At 68.8% G+C, this 18300-nt stretch carries 20 protein-coding genes; 11 read left to right on the top strand and 9 right to left on the bottom strand.

The features are described from left to right. Positions 1–83 precede the first annotated feature (83 nt). Complete coding sequence (locus FHY09_RS05900) at positions 84–1049, top strand: FAD:protein FMN transferase (protein ID WP_166925096.1); 966 nt, start codon at positions 84–86, stop codon at positions 1047–1049. Then, entirely contained in the window at positions 1046–2656 is a 1611-nt protein-coding gene (locus FHY09_RS05905; protein ID WP_166925098.1) for a sulfite reductase subunit alpha, read from the top strand. The genes FHY09_RS05900 and FHY09_RS05905 overlap by 4 nt, the downstream gene beginning before the upstream one ends. A 31-nt stretch (positions 2657–2687) precedes the next feature. Here the strand turns inward: FHY09_RS05905 and FHY09_RS05910 are convergent, their stop codons facing one another. The 3 genes from FHY09_RS05910 to FHY09_RS05920 all read right to left on the bottom strand — a co-directional run bounded on the left by FHY09_RS05910 (position 2688) and on the right by FHY09_RS05920 (position 4772). Further along, a complete protein-coding gene (locus FHY09_RS05910; RefSeq protein ID WP_166925100.1) occupies positions 2688–3305 on the bottom strand; it encodes a HutD family protein in 618 nt (205 codons plus the stop codon). A gap of 31 nt (positions 3306–3336) precedes the next feature. Next, complete coding sequence (locus FHY09_RS05915) at positions 3337–4071, bottom strand: murein L,D-transpeptidase catalytic domain family protein (protein WP_166925102.1); 735 nt, start codon at positions 4069–4071, stop codon at positions 3337–3339. Between the two features lie 377 nt (positions 4072–4448). Then, entirely contained in the window at positions 4449–4772 is a 324-nt protein-coding gene (locus tag FHY09_RS05920; RefSeq protein WP_166925104.1) for a ComEA family DNA-binding protein, read from the bottom strand. A gap of 222 nt (positions 4773–4994) precedes the next feature. On the opposite strand from FHY09_RS05920, the gene FHY09_RS05925 reads away from it, so the two are divergent. From FHY09_RS05925 to murU, 4 genes are all read left to right on the top strand, one after another. Next, positions 4995–6488: a M20 family metallopeptidase gene (locus FHY09_RS05925; RefSeq protein WP_166925106.1), complete on the top strand. Its 1494-nt coding sequence runs from the start codon at positions 4995–4997 to the stop codon at positions 6486–6488. 95 nt (positions 6489–6583) lie between these two features. Further along, the gene (locus FHY09_RS05930) at positions 6584–6856 is read left to right on the top strand and encodes a GlsB/YeaQ/YmgE family stress response membrane protein (protein WP_166925108.1); all 273 of its coding nucleotides are present in this window, start codon (positions 6584–6586) and stop codon (positions 6854–6856) included. Between the two features lie 53 nt (positions 6857–6909). After that, positions 6910–7932 carry a phosphotransferase gene (locus FHY09_RS05935; protein ID WP_166925110.1) on the top strand — a complete coding sequence of 341 codons (1023 nt, stop codon included), beginning with the start codon at positions 6910–6912 and terminating at the stop codon, positions 7930–7932. Continuing rightward, positions 7929–8648, top strand: coding sequence for an N-acetylmuramate alpha-1-phosphate uridylyltransferase MurU (gene murU, locus FHY09_RS05940; RefSeq protein WP_166925112.1), 720 nt, complete (start codon positions 7929–7931; stop codon positions 8646–8648). The genes FHY09_RS05935 and murU overlap by 4 nt, the downstream gene beginning before the upstream one ends. A 126-nt stretch (positions 8649–8774) precedes the next feature. Here murU and hda read toward each other — a convergent pair whose 3' ends face one another. The 3 genes from hda to FHY09_RS05955 are packed head-to-tail and all read right to left on the bottom strand — an operon-like array spanning position 8775 to position 11793. Further along, entirely contained in the window at positions 8775–9482 is a 708-nt protein-coding gene (hda, locus tag FHY09_RS05945) for a DnaA regulatory inactivator Hda (protein ID WP_166925114.1), read from the bottom strand. Further along, a complete protein-coding gene (locus tag FHY09_RS05950; RefSeq protein WP_166925117.1) occupies positions 9479–10648 on the bottom strand; it encodes an AI-2E family transporter in 1170 nt (389 codons plus the stop codon). Before FHY09_RS05950 ends, hda begins: the two co-directional genes overlap by 4 nt. Beyond that, complete coding sequence (locus FHY09_RS05955) at positions 10645–11793, bottom strand: DUF2066 domain-containing protein (RefSeq protein WP_166925119.1); 1149 nt, start codon at positions 11791–11793, stop codon at positions 10645–10647. The genes FHY09_RS05950 and FHY09_RS05955 overlap by 4 nt, the downstream gene beginning before the upstream one ends. Before the next feature lie 98 nt (positions 11794–11891). Between FHY09_RS05955 and purM the strand changes: the two genes are divergently transcribed. The 4 genes from purM to FHY09_RS05975 all read left to right on the top strand — a co-directional run bounded on the left by purM (position 11892) and on the right by FHY09_RS05975 (position 15272). Beyond that, positions 11892–12953 (top strand): phosphoribosylformylglycinamidine cyclo-ligase, encoded by a 1062-nt coding sequence (gene purM, locus FHY09_RS05960; protein ID WP_166925121.1) that lies wholly within the window; start codon positions 11892–11894, stop codon positions 12951–12953. A 101-nt stretch (positions 12954–13054) separates the two neighbouring features. Beyond that, positions 13055–13717, top strand: a complete 663-nt coding sequence (gene purN, locus FHY09_RS05965) for a phosphoribosylglycinamide formyltransferase (RefSeq protein WP_166925123.1) — start codon at positions 13055–13057, stop codon at positions 13715–13717. A gap of 59 nt (positions 13718–13776) precedes the next feature. After that, complete coding sequence (locus tag FHY09_RS05970; protein ID WP_166925125.1) at positions 13777–14586, top strand: DUF3108 domain-containing protein; 810 nt, start codon at positions 13777–13779, stop codon at positions 14584–14586. A 2-nt stretch (positions 14587–14588) separates the two neighbouring features. After that, a complete protein-coding gene (locus FHY09_RS05975; RefSeq protein WP_166925127.1) occupies positions 14589–15272 on the top strand; it encodes a DUF3108 domain-containing protein in 684 nt (227 codons plus the stop codon). Positions 15273–15344: 72 nt separating this feature from the next. Here FHY09_RS05975 and FHY09_RS05980 read toward each other — a convergent pair whose 3' ends face one another. The 3 genes from FHY09_RS05980 to FHY09_RS05990 are packed head-to-tail and all read right to left on the bottom strand — an operon-like array spanning position 15345 to position 17161. Continuing rightward, complete coding sequence (locus tag FHY09_RS05980) at positions 15345–15641, bottom strand: EF-hand domain-containing protein (RefSeq protein ID WP_166925129.1); 297 nt, start codon at positions 15639–15641, stop codon at positions 15345–15347. After that, a complete protein-coding gene (gene murA / locus FHY09_RS05985; protein WP_166925131.1) occupies positions 15638–16909 on the bottom strand; it encodes a UDP-N-acetylglucosamine 1-carboxyvinyltransferase in 1272 nt (423 codons plus the stop codon). The genes FHY09_RS05980 and murA overlap by 4 nt, the downstream gene beginning before the upstream one ends. 21 nt (positions 16910–16930) lie before the next feature. After that, positions 16931–17161 carry a BolA family protein gene (locus FHY09_RS05990; protein WP_166925133.1) on the bottom strand — a complete coding sequence of 77 codons (231 nt, stop codon included), beginning with the start codon at positions 17159–17161 and terminating at the stop codon, positions 16931–16933. A 53-nt stretch (positions 17162–17214) separates the two neighbouring features. Here FHY09_RS05990 and FHY09_RS05995 point away from each other — a divergent pair, with 53 nt between their 5' ends. Further along, positions 17215–18228 carry a KpsF/GutQ family sugar-phosphate isomerase gene (locus FHY09_RS05995; protein ID WP_166925135.1) on the top strand — a complete coding sequence of 338 codons (1014 nt, stop codon included), beginning with the start codon at positions 17215–17217 and terminating at the stop codon, positions 18226–18228. Positions 18229–18300: the final 72 nt, after the last annotated feature.

Genomic DNA, 18300 nt, shown 5'->3' on the forward strand with positions numbered 1-18300 from the left:
GGCGGCGTGACGACCCTATGCGGTCCCTGCATCATGCAGGAACCGCATCGACCCTGCTGACCGGCGCCACGCACGAAACGGACATGACAGCCTCTTCCCTCGAACCCGCCTGCCTCGGCGGCGCCACCATGGGCACTACGTGGAGCGTCCGCCTGTGCGTTGCGCGCAGCCGCGATCTGCACGCCCTGCACGCCGGCATCCAGGCCCGGCTGGACGCGGTGGTCGCACAGATGAGCACGTGGGAACCGCAATCGGACATCAGCCGCTACAACCGCGCCGAGGCAGGCCGATGGATCGCGGTTCCCGACCAGATGCGCACCGTGCTGCACGCTGCGCTGTCGGTGGCAGCGGCCAGTGGCGGCGCCTTCGATCCCACGGTGGGCCCGTTGGTGGCGCTGTGGGGCTTCGGCGCGCACGCCGGGCCCCGCCACCCGCCCGCCCCCCGGACGCTCGCCCTCACCCGTGAGCGCTGCGGTTGGCAGCGCATCGCCTGCGATGCGCGCGGCGTGCTGCAGCCCGGCGGCGTGGAGCTGGATTTTTCTGCAATCGCCAAAGGGTTCGCCGTGGACGATGTGGCCGCCTGGCTGCGCGCGCAGGGCGTGACCGCCGCGCTGGTGGAGGTGGGCGGGGAGCTGCACGGCTACGGCACCAAGCCTGGTGGCGAACCGTGGCGGGTGCTGGTGGAATCGGCGCCGGAAGAAGATGCGCGCCTGTCCACGCCACCCCGCGTGATCGCGCTGGAGGGCAACGCCGTGGCGACCTCGGGCGACCGCTGGCACCAGTATGGCGGTGACGAAGGCCCGCTCAGCCACAGCCTGGATCCGCGCAGTGGACGACCGGTACAGCGGGCGGCGGCGGCGGTGACCGTGGTTGCGGCAACCGCCATGCTCGCTGATGCGTGGGCCACCGCACTGACCGTGCTCGGCCGCGAGGACGGCCTGGCGCTGGCCACCACGCGGGGGCTGGCCGTGCGTTATCTCGAGCACGCACGCGCAGGCCAGGCCCCGGTGGAAACGATGAGCCCCGCCTTTGAAGCCCTGCTGTCATGAGAAGACCTTCCCGCCCGCTGCTCGGCAACGCGCTGGCGATGCTGTCCCTGGCCGTCATCGCGGGCCTGCTGCTGCGCCTGCATCTGGGCGATGCCGGCTGGTCCGCTGCGGCTACGCGTACGCACTGGGCCTGGGCAGGGCTGAGCGTGCTCGCCTACGCTGCGCTGTGCCTGCTCTTCTGCTGGCGTGGACGCGCGGGTGACAGCTCCGGAGATTCCGGACAGGCACCGGTGCTGGTCGTGTGGGCCAGCCAGACCGGCTTCGCGCTTACGCTGGCCAACCGCAGCGCTGAGGCGCTGCGCAACGCGGGCGTGCCGGTGCATGTGCGCAGCCTGCACCAGGTCGACGCCGCGCTGCTGCAGCAGACCGGGCGCGCCCTGTTCATCGCCAGTACCACCGGCGAAGGCGATGCGCCTGACCACGCACTGCCCTTCCTGCGCCGGGTCATGCCAGCCGCGCTCCGGCTGGAAAAACTGCAGTACGCGGTCCTGGCACTGGGTGACCGCAGTTACGGACACTTCTGTGCCTTCGGCCACCAGCTCGATGCGTGGCTGCGCCAGCGCGGCGCGCATGCGCTGTTCGACACGGTGGACGTGGACAACGCCGATCCCGCTGCCCTGCGCCACTGGCAACAGCTGCTTGGCCAGCTCGGCGGTGAGGCCAGCGAAGTACCGGACTGGAGCCCGGCGGCGTACCAGCCGTGGACACTGCTGGAGCGCACGCACCTCAATCCCGGCAGTGCGGGCGGCGCGGTGTTCTGGCTGCGCCTGCAGGCCCCGGCCGGCACGCAGCCGGCGTGGCAGGCCGGCGACATCGCCGAGATCGGCCCGCGCCATGCACCGGCCACGGTGGCCACGTGGCTGCGCACGCACGGACGCGAAGGCGATGCCACGCAGGTGGAAGGTCGGCCATTGTCTGACCACCTCGCGCGGTCGCACCTGCCCGAGGCGGCGCCCGGCACGTTCAAGGAGATGCCCGCGGCAACGCTCGTGGCCCAGCTTGAACCGTTGCCGCACCGGGAATACTCGATCGCCTCGGTGATGGCCGATGGCGCGGTGGAGCTGGTGGTGCGCCGGCAACGGCGTGCCGATGGCAGCCCAGGCCTCGGCAGCGGCTGGCTCTGCGATCACCTGCAAACCGGCCAGCAGCAGGCGCTGCGCGTGCGGTCCAACCCCGGTTTCCACGGCGTTTCGCCCCAAGCGCCGCTGATCCTGATCGGCAACGGCACCGGCATCGCCGGCCTGCGCGCGCACCTGCGCGAGCGCGCCCTGGTGGACGGCCAACGCACCTGGCTGCTGTTCGGCGAGCGCTCGGCCGCGCATGACTTCCATTTCCGCGATGAACTGCTTGCGCTGCAACAGCAAGGACGTCTACAGCTGGATGCCGTCTTCAGCCGCGATGGCGGCACCCACCGTTACGTGCAGCACCGGCTGCAGGCCGACGCCGCGCGCCTGCGCGCATGGGTGGACGACGGCGCCACGATCCTGGTCTGTGGCAGCCTGCAGGGCATGGCGCCGGCGGTGGATGCGGTGATCGAAGCGGTCCTGGGCGCCGAGCTGCGTGAAGCCATGCTAGCTTCGGGGCGCTACCGGCGCGACGTGTACTGAGGGCGGCGCCGCAGCGCGATGCGCACGCAAGCTACAGCGCGCGCGCCGGTCCCGGCGCCACGCGGATCGCCAGCAGTTCACCGCCACCCTCCACGCCATACCGGCAGCGCTCGCCCGCCCCCAGCCAGGCGGTATCGCCCTGCGCCAGCGCCGCCATTCCACTGCCCGCATCGAACGTGGCGTGCCCGGCCAGCAGATGGATGGCCCAGGCCACGTCCGGTCCGGTGAAGAAGAACATCGAGCCCACCAGCGGCCGGTGCAGCAGTTCGGCGTGCAGCACATCGCGGCGCCACATCAGGTTGAAATCGTGCGTGGGGCCATCCACCAGGGCGCCCTGCACGTCCTGTTCGCCGGCAAACCGGACACGTCCGTGCGGCGGCAGGACGTCACTGACCCGGCCATCGCCGTGGTGCAGCCGCACGCCGTTGCCGTGCAGCAGCACCAGCTCCCGCTCGACGCCCGGAAACGCCGAAAACGCGGCGTCCTGCTCGATCTCGGCGATGGACAGACGCAGTGCCCAGTCCATGCCCGGGGCGGGCAGTCGCAGGATCTCCCGGGTCCAGCCCAGGCCGTTGCGCCAGCGTTCGCGTACGTAGTCCCCGGACGGAATGACGCGGCTGGGTGCATGCAGGAAGGCGGCTTCGTTCATGCCACCAGTGTGCCCTGCGCGGAGCCGCAGGTCATCGCGCGGCGACGCTGTCCCCGCAATCGGCGCTGAGCAGTTCCGAGTGCTGCAGCCACGTCGTATCCGGGTAATACGCAAACACGAACGTGCCACCGCTCAACGCGTCGATCAGCGGCCGGGCCACCGACAACCGTACTGCAGGGCATCCCAGCGAGCGCCCCAGGCGCCCCTGCAGGCGGGCCGTCGCCGGGTTCACGTACGGGGCGCCATGGATCACGATCGCACGCTCTCGCGCCTGGTCGTTGAAGCCGGGTTCCAGGCCATCCAGCCGCAGCGAATAGCCGTTGCCGCTGTAGGTTTCTGCCGCGGTGAAACCACCGAGGCTGGACATGTAACTGCCTTCGCGGTTGGAGAAGTGTTCGGTCCGGTTGGCGCCGCTGTTGCGCCCGTGCGCCACCCATTCCTCGAACATCAGCCGCTGCCGCTGCAGATCGAACACCCACAGCCGCGGCTGGGTGGAAGGGCGCGAATAATCAATGACGCCCAGGCGCCCGCGCGCGACCGCCGAACCCGGGCGCTTCAATGCGCAGCGCATGGCCGTGGCGGCCAGTCGCAGCACGCGACGGTCCGCGTTGGGAGCGGCTTTCGCCAGTGCCGCTGCAAGGTCGCCGCCATTGCCGGAGGACGCTGACGCCGTGGCCGTCGGCACGGCGCCCGTGGCCAGCAGGCCGGTCAGGATCAGCACGGCCGCCTCGTGGCGGAACGTTCGGGCGGGAAGAGAGGCAGGCATCGCGCTCAGGGTGCACCCAGCCGGGGGGCGATGCCAACACCCGCGCCGTGAAGGGTTCAGTCTGTACTCGGGAGCGGCCCCCACTACGGCCTGACCCGGAAAAACAGATTGCCCGGCGACACAGCCTTGTGTCGTACCGGGCAACAGTCACGTCCATGTCGGTTTCCAGCCACCCCACGCATCCTGCGGTGAGGAGCGGCGTGCCTCCTGCACGGAAACCGCGATCATCCCTGCCGTGTTTATCTCAGCCCCTTCCACAGGTCTGTGATGCCACCGTCCTGGTGAGTGTTCAACGCCTCCGGCGTCTGTCGGCCTCCCGCGCTCCAGCACGAAAGGTCCGCCTGGCATCCCGCCTGGCCCGACAAATCCTGTCGTAATCAGCGCCTGGGGACGGATCTCACCGACGCCGGTCCTGGCGCCGGATCCCTCAAGGGCTCCCTGCCCTCGAGCGTGATCCGCTGTCGATTCCGTTCGACGATGGCTTTCCCTATTCCCTTCACCTGCATCAGATCCTCGATGCGCTGGAAGGAACCGTGTTGCCGCCTGTACCTGATGATGGCCTCGGCCCGTCCGGGTCCGATCATCGTCAGTTCCTGCAGCGCGGCGGCGTCAGCCTGGTTGATGTCCACCCGCCCGGCGTCCAGTGCCAGTGCGAACCAGATCCCCAGAACCCACGCCCACACCACGAAAACCCCTGGCATGACGTACGTCTCCTTGTGATTCGGACCGTGCCGACCTGTTCCGTCGGTCTGGCAAGGGTCCGTCACCACATGTACACAGCCTATCGTCCGGACACATTTCTAACAGCCAGCTAAATACCCGACCCGTTGTAGGAAAATACCTACCCCGCCCTCAAGGGCTGCTGGGGTAGGTGGACGCACAGGCGTAGAATGACAGCATCAGTCATCGCACCGGAGTTCCACATGGATAGCGCCAAGCTCGGCCAGTACGTCAACGAAAAATGGGACAGCGACATCGTCCCGCAGCTGGTCGAGTACATCCGTATTCCCAACAAGTCGCCGATGTTCGATGCCGACTGGGTGCAGAACGGGTACATGGAGCGGGCGGTCGAACTGATGGCGACCTGGGCAAAAGCACAGGACCTGCCTGGCCTGACCGTCGAAGTGGTGCGCCTTGAAGGCCGCACGCCGCTGATCCTGCTGGAAATCCCGGCGACCGGCCCGGAGACCGGCGAAGACACCGTGCTGCTCTATGGCCATCTGGACAAGCAGCCGGAAATGACCGGCTGGGACGATGACCTCGGTCCATGGGTCCCAGTCCTGCGCGACGACAAACTGTATGGCCGTGGTGGTGCCGACGATGGCTATGCCATGTACGGTTCGCTGGCCGCCGTGCTCGCGTTGCAGTCGCAGGGCCTGCCGCATGCCCGCTGCGTGGTGCTGATCGAAGCCTGCGAAGAATCCGGCAGTTACGACCTGCCCGCTTACGTGGACCATCTGGCCGACCGTATCGGCAAGCCTTCGCTGGTGGTCTGCCTGGACTCGGGCTGTGCGAACTACGACCAGCTGTGGTGCACCACCTCGCTGCGCGGCCTGACCGGCGGCAACTTCTCGGTCAAGGTGCTCAACGAAGGCGTGCACTCCGGTGATGCCTCCGGCGTGGTGCCTTCCAGCTTCCGCCTGCTGCGCCAGATCCTTTCGCGCATCGAGGACGAGACGACTGGCCGCATCCTGATCGATGGCATGCAGGTTGAGATCCCCGCCGAACGTCTGGAGCAGGCCCGCCGCGCCGCCGATGTGGTGGATACCGCGATCTTCGACAAATTCCCGCTCGTTGACGGCCTCAAGCCGATGAACGATGACCTTACCGAACTGGTGCTCAACCGCACCTGGCGTCCGGCGCTGTCGGTCACCGGCATCGACGGCATGCCGCCGCTGGCGTCGGCGGGCAACGTGCTGCGCCCCCACACCGCGGTGAAGCTGTCGCTGCGCCTGCCGCCGACCGCCGATGGCAAGGCCTGCGGCGAGCTGCTCAAGGAGGCCTTGCTGCGTGATCCGCCCAACGGCGCCGAAGTGGCCCTGGACCTGGAAAAGGCATCCAGCGGCTGGAATGCGCCGGCGATGTCGTCATGGCTGACGCAGGCGATCGACGATGCCAGCCAGACCTTCTTCGGCAAGCCGGCGATGTACATGGGCGAAGGCGGCTCCATTCCGTTCATGGGCATGCTGGGTGAGAAATTCCCTGGCGCGCAGTTCATGATCACCGGCGTGCTGGGCCCGCATTCCAATGCGCACGGACCGAACGAGTTCCTGCATATCCCGATGGGCAAGAAAGTCACCGCATGCGTGGCCAAGGTGCTCAGCGACCATCACGCGGCCAGCCTGCGCGGGGAGACCCGTGGTTCGCCGGTAGCCGCCGACAGCGGGACCCGCAACGGCGACCACGGTTGCTGCTGATTGTTTTTTTCGCCTGGTGAACCGGCCTGGGGCCGGTGCCCGCCGGGGACATGGACTGTGCCGGCCACGCGCCGGCCTGCGCTGGGGAGAGGTGTGTGGACGGTTTGTTCGGCAGCAGCAGTTGGCTTTACATCATCCTGGTCGGCTTCGTGGTGGGCCTGCTGGGGCGCTTCTTCATGCCTGGCAACAACCGCATGGGCTGCCTGCTGACGATCGTGCTCGGCATCGTCGGTGCGCTCGTGGCGGGCTGGTTCGGGCAGTACATGGGCTGGTACGCCGCCGGTGAGCCGGCCGGTTTCCTGGGTGCCGTGCTGGGTGCGGTCGCCGTGCTCGCCCTGCTGCGGCTGGTGAGCGGCGGTCGGCGCTGAACCTGCTTCCCCCTGATGACGGCGTCGTTCCACGGCGCCCGGATGCTGCCTGCATGAACGATCCTGCCACCCTGCCCGCGCGCGTCGAAGAACGCCTGCACTGGACCCGCGCCTGCCTTGCCGACGAAACGCTGGTGCTCGAACGCGCCTCCGTCGACGCCGGCATGCGCAGCTACTGGCGTGCCCGTGGCCGCCACGGCACGCACGTGGTGATGGATTCGCCGCCGGGGCTGGAGGACGTGCGCCCCTGGCTGCGGATGCGCAGCCTGCTCGCCGACCACGGCCTGCGCGTGCCGCACGTGCTGGCCCAGGCGACCGACGCGGGGTTCCTGCTGCTGGAAGACCTCGGCGGTCCGACGCTGGCCAAGGTGATCGACACGCATACGGCCGATGCCTGGTTCGAACGCGCGATGACGCAGTTGCTGTTGCTGCAGCGGATCGACGTTCCCGAGGGCTTTGGCAGCTTCGGGCCCGCGCTGTTCCAGCGCGATGCGGGCCTGTTCGACGACTGGTTCCTGCAGCGCCATCTCGGCGTGGTCCTGGAGGCCGGGGAGGCCGCCCGCCTGGACGCGGTGCAGCAGCAGTTGATGCACAACGCGCTGGGCCAGGCCCAGGTGTTGACCCACCGCGATTTCATGCCGCGCAACCTGATGCCGGTGGGCGACGGACCGGCCGTGCTGGATTTCCAGGACCTCGTCCGCGGGCCGATCGCCTACGATCCGGTCAGCCTGTTCAAGGACGCCTTCCTGAGCTGGCCGTTGGCGCGCGTGGATGACTGGCTGGCGCAGTACCACGCGCGTGCGCGGCAGGCGCGCCTGCCGGTGCCTGCGCTTGAGGTCTTCCAACGCGATGCGGACTGGCTGGGCATCCAGCGCCATGTCAAATGCCTGGGCATCTTCAGTCGCCTGCGCTATCGCGACGGCAAGGGGCATTATCTCGACGACGCACCGCGCTTCATCGGGTATCTCGACGAGGTGCTGCCGCGTTACCCCGAACTGGACGGCCTGCGCCGCCTGCTGGATACGCGCATCCGCCCGGCGATGGCCGAGCTGGCGCAGCAGGATCCGGTGCCATGAAGGCGCTCATCTTCGCAGCGGGGCTGGGCGAACGCATGCGCCCGCTGACCCTGCACACGCCAAAGCCGCTGCTGCCCGTGGCCGGCAAGCCGCTAATCGTGTGGCACCTGGAGCGGCTCGCCGCAGCAGGCGTGAGCGAGGTGGTGATCAATACCGCCTGGCTGGCCGACCGTTTCGCGCCTGCGCTCGGCGATGGCCGCCAGTGGGGGCTGCGCCTGCACCTTCTGCATGAAGGCGACACGCCGCTGGAAACCGGCGGCGGCATCCTCAACGCGCTGCCATGGCTGGGCGATGACGCCTTCCTGGTGGTCAACGGAGACGTCTGGACGGACTTCGATTTCGCCGCGCTCCCGCAGGCACCTGCCGGCGATGCGCATCTGGTGATGGTGGACAACCCGGCCCAGCACCCGAGGGGCGACTTCATCCTGCAACCCGATGGCACGGTCAACGAGCACGGCCACCACGCACGCCTCACCTACGCCGGCGTGGGCCTGTACCGGCCATCGATCCTGCGGGACTGGCGCACCGTCATCGGCCCCACCCCAGGTGCCGCCGCCGTCCCGCCGGCGTTCGCCCTCGCCCCCCTGCTCCGGCACGCCATGGCGCAGGGCCGTGTCACCGGCCAGCACCACACCGGCCGCTGGACCGATGTCGGCACCGTCGAACGCCTGCAGAACCTCGATGCGCAGTTGCGCTCATCCGGCGCGTCCGTGTAGGCCCGACACCCGAGCGACGCGGACGCCTCCTCCGCTGCGCCTGCCTTTCGCTTCTTCAATCCGTGGGCGGCGGCACGCGCACCATCAGCGGCCGGCCAGCCTGCCGCCCTGCAGGCGCAGACGTCCTTACCGCGGCCGACCGTCTTCCATCACCTGTCGCAGGAACGGCACCGTGATCCGCCGCTGCGCCGCCAGCGACTCCCGATCCAGCCAGTCCAGCAGCAGGATCAAGCCACCCAGCTCGCGTCCACTGTGCGACAGCAGCCACTCGATGGCCGCCTCATCAATGGCCAACCCCCGCTGCAGCGCCCGCTCGCGCAGCACCGCCGCGCGCCCTTCCTCGTCCAGCGCCTGCAGCACCACGCGCACGCACTGGCCCAGCCGCGAACGCAGGTCCGGCAGCGCCAGTCCGAGCGCCGCCGGCGCGTGCTGCGCCGTGTACAGCACGGTGACCCCGCTCACCCGTGCCCGGTTGTGGAAATCGAACAGCGCCACCTCGTCGTCGCGATGCCCCGCCACGGCATCCAGCCCGTCCAGCGCGACCAGATCGCGCATTTCCAGGCCTTCCAGCGCCTCGCGCACGCGGCCGGCCACGGCCGCCAGCGGCAGGTAGGTCGGCAGGCGCCCGGCCTGCTGCGCCGTGCTGCACATCGCCAGCGCCTGGTGGGTCTTGCCGGTGCCCGCCGCCCCTTCCAGGTAGATCCAGTCCCGGCTCGCTCCCACGGCGATCGCGCGCAGCTGCGCCAGTGCACCGTCCGGCGCACCGATGAAGGTCTCCAGGCGCTCGTCCCGCGGGTAACGCAGGGCAAGCGGCAGCTGCGGCACGGCACTCACTTCTCGGTCGGACCCTTCGGTGGCAGGTCGGTGATGATGACCGACCGGTCGACGGTGGTCTCCAGCACGATGGCCGTCTCACCGGCGTACAGTTCGCTTTCGCGGTAGCGCTGGTGCGCATAGCGCAGCAGGACGTTGCTCACTGCCGCCACCGGCAGCGCCAGCAACATGCCGAGGAAGCCGAACAGCTGGCCGCCGGCCATCACCGCGAAGATCACCACCACCGGGTGCAGGCCGATCTTGTCGCCGACGATGCGCGGCGTGAGCACGTAGCTTTCCAGCAGCTGGCCCACGGTGAACACCACGCCGATCAGCAGCAGCAGCTGCAGGTCGAAGCCCTGCGCCTGCACCAGCGCCGCGATGATCGCCATCAGGATGCCGGTGGTTGCGCCGAGGTAGGGGATGAAGCTGATCAGACCGGCGATGATGCCGATCAGCAGCCCGAGGTTGAGGCCCACCAGCGTCATGCCGCCGGCGTAGATCACGCCCAGTGCGATCATCACCAGGAACTGCCCACGGATGAACGCGCCCAGCACGTCGTTGGACTCGCGCGCCAGCTGGGTGATGGTGGCCACGTGGTTGCGCGGGATCAGCGAGCGCACGCGCTCGACCAGCAGGTCCCAGTCACGCAGGAAGTAGAACGCCAGGATCGGCAGCAGCAGCAGGTTCACCACCCACGTCACCATCGCAAACCCCGAACGCTGCACGTAGCCGAAGAACTGCTTGGCCACGCCACCGGCCTGTTGCCAATGGCTGCGCACCCACTCCATCAGCCGGTCCGGATCCATCCACTTCATCACCTCCAGCCCGGTCTTCTGCTCGAACCACGGAATGGCCCGCTGCATCAGCCATTCCTGCGCCTGCGGCGCCGAAGCGATCAGCGTGCTGATCTGCCGCTCGATCATCGGCACCAGGATCAGCAGCAGCGCGGTGATGATCAGCACCATCGCGGTGAACACCAGGATCACGCCGGTGATGCGCGAGCGGCCATTGGCCTCGATGCGGTCCACCAGCGGGTCGCCCAGCCACGCCAGCGCCAGCGCCAGCACGAACGGGGTCAGGATCGGCGCCAGGCGCGAGAGCACCCAGCCGATCAGCAGCGCTACCGCGACGAACTTGACGCGGCGCAGGAACAGGGCGATTTCCGCCTCGGCAGAAAGGATCATCGCAGGCGGTACTCGTTGCTGGCCGGAGCCGGGTTCTGTTCTTCGCCTTCAAGCGTGATCGCCACCGGCGCTACCGGCACCAGCACCGCCTGGTCGCCCAGCATCCGGTTCAATCCCGCCAGGCCGGTGGTCATTTCCAGGTTCAGCTCCAGGCGGTCACCCTGCGCGCGCAGCGGGATCGCGTTGCGGACCACGGGCACTTCGCGCAGGTTGGCCACCACGCGCATGTAATCGTCGGCGCTGTGGATGCCGGTGATCACGATGCGGTAGGTGCCCGCCTGGCCGGTCGCCGCGCCCGCCTTCGCATAGCGGCGCACCAGCGCATCGGCGGCGCCATCGGCGCCGCTGGCCATGGCACGCATCGCGCTGCTGTCCTTGGTGGTCCACTTGTTGAGCTCACGCCCGTTGTCCACGAACACCCAGTCCGCGGTCCAGCCGCCGTCGGCACGGTACAGCTTGCCGATCAGCTGCATCGGCGGCGCATAGCGCGCCGACGCCCGGGCCACCGCGCCGCTGTCCTGGCGCCAGATCGCGCCGACCAGCGCCTGCTCGGCCGTGCTGCCCGAGGGCAGACCCAGCTTGTAACCGCGTTCCACCGCCCGGGCCAGAATCGGCCGCACGGCGTTGGCCTGCTGCACACTGGCCAGGCGCGGACCCGAGCCGTCATCGATGGCCAGCCACAGCACCGGCTTCGGGCGCGGCTGCGGCCAGACCGGCAGCCCCAGCGCACTCACCAGCCCGTCCACGTCGCTTTCCCGGAAGCGCGCCACCAGCAGCGTGCGGAAACTCGGCGCGCCGCTGGCGGCCGTGCTCTGGTCCTGCTTGTAGTCGTAGCTTTCGACATAGTCCTTGGCATTGCGCAACGCCTGCACCACGCCGGGACGCGCGGTGATGTTGCGATCGCCGCTCAGCTTCCCCAGTACCTCGCCCAGCGCGCGCGCCAACCCGCCGTTGCGGTCGGCATCGCTCTGGCCGCGCACGGGCACTTCGGCCGAGTACGGGCTGCTGGCGGTGGCCACGTCCCCCTCGGTGCGCATGCCGCTCTGCGCCAGGGCCATGCCGGGCACATGCAGCGCGAGAATCAGGAGCAAAAGCGAGACCCACGAGGTGGTCCGAAACAGGCTGCGGGGCATCTGGACTTCCATTGGCTCGACGTATCCGGGGAGATTGTTGCCCGAATAGGGGCTTTGCGCCAACGTGGCCTGTTAAAATCGCCGTCTCACCCCAGCCAGCGCCGACGCCCGTGACCAACAGCCCGTCCTCCGCCCCTACGCCCCTCACCTACCGTGATGCGGGTGTCGACATCGATGCCGGCAACGAACTGGTGGAACGCATCAAGCCGCTGGTCAAGCGCAGTTTCCGCCCGGAAGTCATGGGCGGACTCGGCGGTTTCGGTGCCCTGTTCAACCTGTCCGGCAAATACCGCGAGCCGGTGCTGGTGTCCGGTACGGACGGGGTGGGCACCAAGCTCAAGCTGGCCCAGCAGCTCGGCCGGCATGACACCATCGGCATCGATCTTGTCGCCATGTGCGTGAACGACGTGCTGGTCCAGGGCGCCGAGCCGCTGTTCTTCCTGGACTATTTCGCTACCGGCAAGCTGGATATCGACACCGCCGCAGCGGTCGTCGGCGGCATCGCCAATGGCTGCACCGAGGCCGGCTGCGCGCTGATCGGCGGCGAGACGGCGGAAATGCCGGACATGTACGCCCCCGGCGAATACGACCTGGCCGGGTTCACGGTGGCGGGCGTGGAGAAGAGCGAGCTCAAGGACGGCGCCAGCGTTGCCGAAGGCGACGTGCTGATCGGCATCGCCTCGTCCGGCCCGCACTCCAACGGCTACTCGCTGGTCCGCCGCATCTACGACCGCGCGGGCCGCCCGGCAGACCTCGTGCTGGAGGACGGCGTCAACCTGGTCGATGCCCTCATGGCACCGACCCGGATGTACGTCAAGCCGATCCTGTCGCTGCTGAAATCCCACGGCGAGGCGGTGCATGGCATGGCCCACATCACCGGCGGTGGCCTGACCGAGAACATCATCCGCGTGGTGCCCGAAGGCCTGGGCCTGCACATTGATGCCGCCCGCTGGACGCTGCCTCCCGTGTTCCAGTGGCTGCAGAAGGAAGGCGCCGTGGCGGATGCGGAAATGTGGCGCACGTTCAACTGCGGCATCGGCTTCGTGCTGATCGTCGCGCCGGCACAGGCCGCGGCGGTGGCCGCCGCGCTGGATGCGCTGGACCTGCAGCACTGGACCCTCGGTGCGGTCACGGCTGCCGCGCAGGGCAGCGAGCGCGTTCATATCCGCTGAGTGTCCCGGCGCGCGGGGAGGCGACGGCGCTGCCCTTGCCGTGGCCTGCCCCGCGCAGATGATCCCTCTTCCGCTGATCGCCTTGCCATGAACGTCCTTCCATGACCGCCCGCATCGCCGTTCTGGCCTCTGGTCGCGGCAGCAACCTGCAGGCCATCCTCGATGCGATCGCCGCTGGCACGCTGCCTGCCGAGGTGGTCGGTGTGTTCTCCGACCGCCCTGCCGCCGCCGCGCTGCTGCGCGTGCCCGAGGCACAGCGCTGGGCCGCGGCCCCGTCAGCCTTCAGCGACCGCCCGGCGTACGAGGCCGCGCTGGCGGATGCAGTGGCCGCCACGGCGCCGGACTGGATTGTCTGCGCAGGCTACATGCGCATCCTGGGGCCGGCCTTCGTGGCGCGCTTCGCCGGCCGCCTGATCAACATCCACCCCTCGCTGCTGCCACGCTACAAGGGCCTGCACACCCATGCACGGGCGCTGGCGGCCGGTGATGCCGAACACGGGGCCAGCGTGCACTTCGTAGTGCCCGAACTGGATGCCGGCACCGTGCTGGCGCAGGCGCGGGTGGGCGTGGAGCGCACCGACACGGCCGAAAGCCTCGCCGCGCGCGTACTGGGCGTCGAGCATCCCCTGCTGCTCGCCAGCCTGCGGCTGCTGTGCAGTGGTCGCGTAGCTGAACAGGGAGGACAGCTTCTGCTCGATGGTCACCCCCTTTTCAGCCCGATGGCCCTAGATTCGGCAGGAACGCTCCACGTACCGCCTGTCTGAACACGCGCCCCTGACTCTGGCGCTGGCATCCTCCCCCTCCCTTTCCGCGCCTGCCCGGTATGACCACCCTCCTGCTGCACCGCTCCGTGCCCCTGCTGCCCCTGCTGCTGTGCCTGGCCGTGCTGCCGGTGGCCGCGCAGCCGGCTCCTGCTCCGGCCCCACCCGCTGCCCCGTCGGCGGGCGCACCTCCCGTGCTGCCGGCCATGGCCTGGGATGCGCCGCCCCTGCAGCCGTTCAGTGCCACCTACCAGGCCTTCTACAAGGGCAAGGAAGCCGGCGACGCGGTGATGCGCGTGACCCACACCGGCGGCACCCAGTGGCGCGTGGACATGCAGGTGATCGGCCGCCGCGGGTTCGCCAGCGTGCTCGGCCTGAACCTCGAACAGAGCACGGTGTTCGAGAACCGCAGCGGCCAGTACGTGCCGCTCAGCCAGAGCACCGTGCGCAAAGGCCTGTTTCTCGGCAAGAAGGTCACCGGCACCTACGATTGGCGGGCCGGCACGGCCCAGTGGCTGGGTGACCTGAAGAAAGAGCGCACCCGTCCCATCCCGCTGCAGCCGGGGGACCAGAGCGCCCTGCTGCTCAACCTGGCCATCATGCGCGATGCCCGCCCCGGAAGCGCCATGAAGTACCGCTACGTGGATGTGGGCCGTGTCCGCGAACATACCTACCAGGCCGCCGCCGCGACGGAGAGCGTGCAGGTGGGCGAGCTTGGCTATGACGCGCTGCGCGTGCAGCGCACCAACGGTGGCAACGACGAAACCGTCCTGTGGATCGCCAACGGCGTACCGACCCCCGTGCGCATCCTGCAGCGCAAGGATGGCGAAGACGCCGTTGATCTGCGTTTGATCGAATACCAAGGAGTATGAGCATGACCCTGATGAAAGCCCCGCTGTCCTGGATCGCCGCCGCCACCCTCACCGTGGCCAGTGCGCCGGCCCTGGCCGTGCAACCCTTCCAGGCCGAGTACCTGGCCAGCTACATGGGCATGCAGGCCAACGGCACGATGACCCTGGCCAGCGAGGGCGCCAACAAGTGGCGCTACAGCCTGAAGGTGAAGAACCAGCTGGCCGACCTGAGCCAGAGCACCGTGTTCGAGGAAGCCGGTGGGCGCCTGCGCCCGCTGAGCAGCCAGGACAGCTCGGTGCTGCTGGTGAAGAAGAAGAACGTGCAGGCCACCTACAACTGGACCACCAACCAGGCCACCTGGACCGGCGATGTGAAACCCGAGCGTCGTGGACCGGTCGCCCTGCGCGCCGGGGACATGGATGCGCTGCTGATCAACCTGGCGATCGCGCGCGATCTGGCCGCAGGCAAGCCGCTGACCTACCGCATGGTCGACGAAGGCCGTATCAAGCCGATGACCTACCGCGTGGTGGGCAAGGAGCAGATCACGGTCAACGGCAAGTCCCACGAGGCGACCAAGGTGTCGCGCGTGGATGGTGACAAGGAGCTGATCGCGTGGGTGGTGCCGGAGTATCCCGTGCCGGCGCGCCTGCTGCAGCGCGAAGGCGGTCGCGATGCGCTGGACCTGACCATCAAGACGCTGAAGTAATCCCGCATCGCCACCGTGCCGGGTGTTACCGGCACGCACCGCAGTGGGCCGGGCCATGCCCGGCACCGCTGCTCAGGGAGTGAACACCGTGCGGCAGTCCACGCGGATCTGCTCGCCGGTGCGGCGCCAGACGAACGTGCGGCACTCGCGGTTACCTTCCTTGGTGTCGGTGGCCGCTACCGCATAGAACGCCTGCAGGATCTCCTGGCGGCTCACCGTGCCGTCGCTGTTCCAGTCCATGTCCTTCTGCTCCACGCCCTTGGTGATGGCGATGCCGGCCCAGCCGGCGTAGGCCAGCCAGCCCAGCACGATCACCAGCAGCACCAGCAGCGCCTTGCGGCGGCGGGTAAAGCGACCGCGGAGGATCATGACGTGCGCCGGATGCTGGCCCCGAGTGCACCGAGCTTTTCTTCGATGTTCTCGTAACCGCGGTCAAGGTGGTAGATGCGGTCGATGGTGGTTTCGCCATCGGCCATCAGGCCGGCCAGGATCAGTGATGCGGAGGCCCGCAGATCGGTGGCCATGACCGGCGCGCCACTCAGCCGCTCTGTGCCCCGCACGATCGCCGTATGCCCTTCCACCTGCACGTCCGCGCCCAGGCGCAGCAGTTCGTTGACGTGCATGAAGCGGTTCTCGAAGATCGTCTCGTTCATCACGCCCACGCCCTCGGCCACGCAGTTGAGTGCCATGAACTGCGCCTGCATGTCCGTGGGGAAAGCGGGGTATGGCGCGGTGGTGAGGTTCACCGCCTTTGGCCGCTTGCCGTGCATGTCCAGCGTGATGCTGGTGTCGGTGGTCTCGATCTTCGCACCGGCTTCCACCAGCTTGGCCAGCACGGCGTCCAGCGTGTCCGGGCGTGCGCGGTTGACCGTCACGCTGCCCCCGGTCATGGCCGCCGCCACCAGGAAGGTGCCGGTCTCGATGCGGTCCGGCAGCACTTCATGCCGGCCGCCGCTGAGGCGCTCCACGCCTTCGATCACCAGCCGCGTGGTGCCCAGGCCCTCGATCTTCGCGCCCAGCGCGATCAGGCAATGCGCAAGGTCGGTCACTTCCGGTTCCATCGCGCAGTTGTCCAGCACGGTGGTGCCTTCGGCCAGAGTGGCGGCCATCAGCACGTTCTCCGTGCCGGTCACGCTGACCATGTCGAAGGTGAAGTGGCCGCCCTTCAGCCGCGAGGCGGTCGCCTTGATGAAGCCGTTCTCCACCACGATTTCAGCGCCAAGCGCCTGCAGGCCCTTGATATGCTGGTCCACCGGGCGCGAGCCGATCGCACAGCCGCCGGGCAGCGAAACTTCCGCGGCCCCGAAGCGCGCCAGCAGCGGGCCCAGCACCAGGATGGAGGCGCGCATGGTGCGCACCAGCTCATACGGGGCCACGTGCTGGTTGACGGAGCGCGGGTCCACCACGATGGCACTGCCGCGCGAGAGCGTACCCTGGTCGATGGTCACCTTCGCGCCCAGCTCGCCGAGCAGCTTCACCGTGGTCACCACGTCATGCAGGTGCGGCACGTTGGTGATCTCCACCGGCGCATCGGCCAGCAGGGTCGCGCAGAGGATGGGCAGGACGGCGTTCTTGGCCCCGGAAATGCTGACTTCACCGTGCAGCGCGCTGCCGCCGGTCACTACGATCTTGGCCATGGTTCGAATCCTGTTCCCTGGTCAGCCGGCTTCGGCCGGAGTCATGGTCTTGAGCGCCAACGCGTGGATCGCGCCGCCCATCAGCTCGCCAAGCGTGGCGTAGACCATGCGGTGGCGGGCGAGCGGCATCTTGCCTGCGAAGGCATCGCAGATGACGGTGGCTTCGAAATGCACACCGTCCTCGCCCTGCACGTCGGCACGGGCGCCGGGAAGGCCGGTTTCGATCAGGTTGCGGATGGTCTCGGCGTCCAACGGGCTTTCCTAATAAAATGTCGGCACATTCTACTCCGCTGCGTGGCGTCCGCATGCCCCACACCAACCTGCCCCCCTCCCCTGCGAGTGCCTCGGTCGATCCGGCGGCCCTGGTGTCCAGTGGCCGCCGCGTGTTCGAGATCGAGCGCCAGGCGCTGGATGCCGTAGCCGCAGGACTGGGCGAAGCGTTCGCCTCGGCCTGCCAGCGGATCCTGGACAGCCGCGGCCGCGTGGTCTGCACCGGCATGGGAAAATCCGGCCACGTCGCCCGCAAGATCGCCGCCACGCTGGCCTCCACCGGCACGCCGGCGTTCTACGTGCATCCCGGCGAAGCCGGCCACGGCGACCTGGGCATGATCACCGAGGCCGACGTGGTGCTGGCGCTGTCCTACTCCGGCGAGTCCGATGAGCTGCTGATGCTGCTGCCGGTGCTCAAGCGCCAGGGCAACGTGCTGGTCTCCATGACCGGCCGGCCGACCTCCAGCCTGGCGCAGGCCGCCGATGTCCACCTGGATGTCAGCGTGCCCGCCGAGGCGTGCCCACTGGCGCTGGCGCCGACCTCCAGCACCACCGCGTCGCTGGCCATGGGCGATGCCCTGGCGGTGGCGCTGCTGGATGCGCGCGGCTTCACCGCCGATGATTTCGCCCGGTCGCACCCGGCCGGCAGCCTCGGACGGCGCCTGCTGCTGCACATCACCGATGTGATGCACAGCGGCCAGGACCTGCCATGCGTGGATGCCGGCGCCACCCTGAGCGAGGCGCTGGTGGAGATGAGCCGCAAGCGCCTGGGCATGACCGCCGTCGTCGACGCCGACCAGCGGCTGATCGGCCTGTTCACCGACGGCGACCTGCGCCGCGCGCTGGACAGCGAACTGGATGTCCGCAGCGCCCGCATCGTGGATGTGATGACCCGCGATCCGCGCACCATCGGCGCCGACCGGCTGGCCGTGGAAGCGGCTCGGCTGATGGAAACCCACAAGATCAACGGCCTGATCGTCGTGGACGAGGCCGGGCGCGCGGTCGGCGCGCTGAACATCCACGACCTGTTGCGGGCGCGGGTGGTCTGAGCGCCGGCTATTTCCCTATTCAGCCGCACTGCGCCATGCTCGGCCCTGCCCACACGATGGATGATGCCCACC

It is taken from the genome of Xanthomonas sp. 60 (assembly GCF_011761925.1).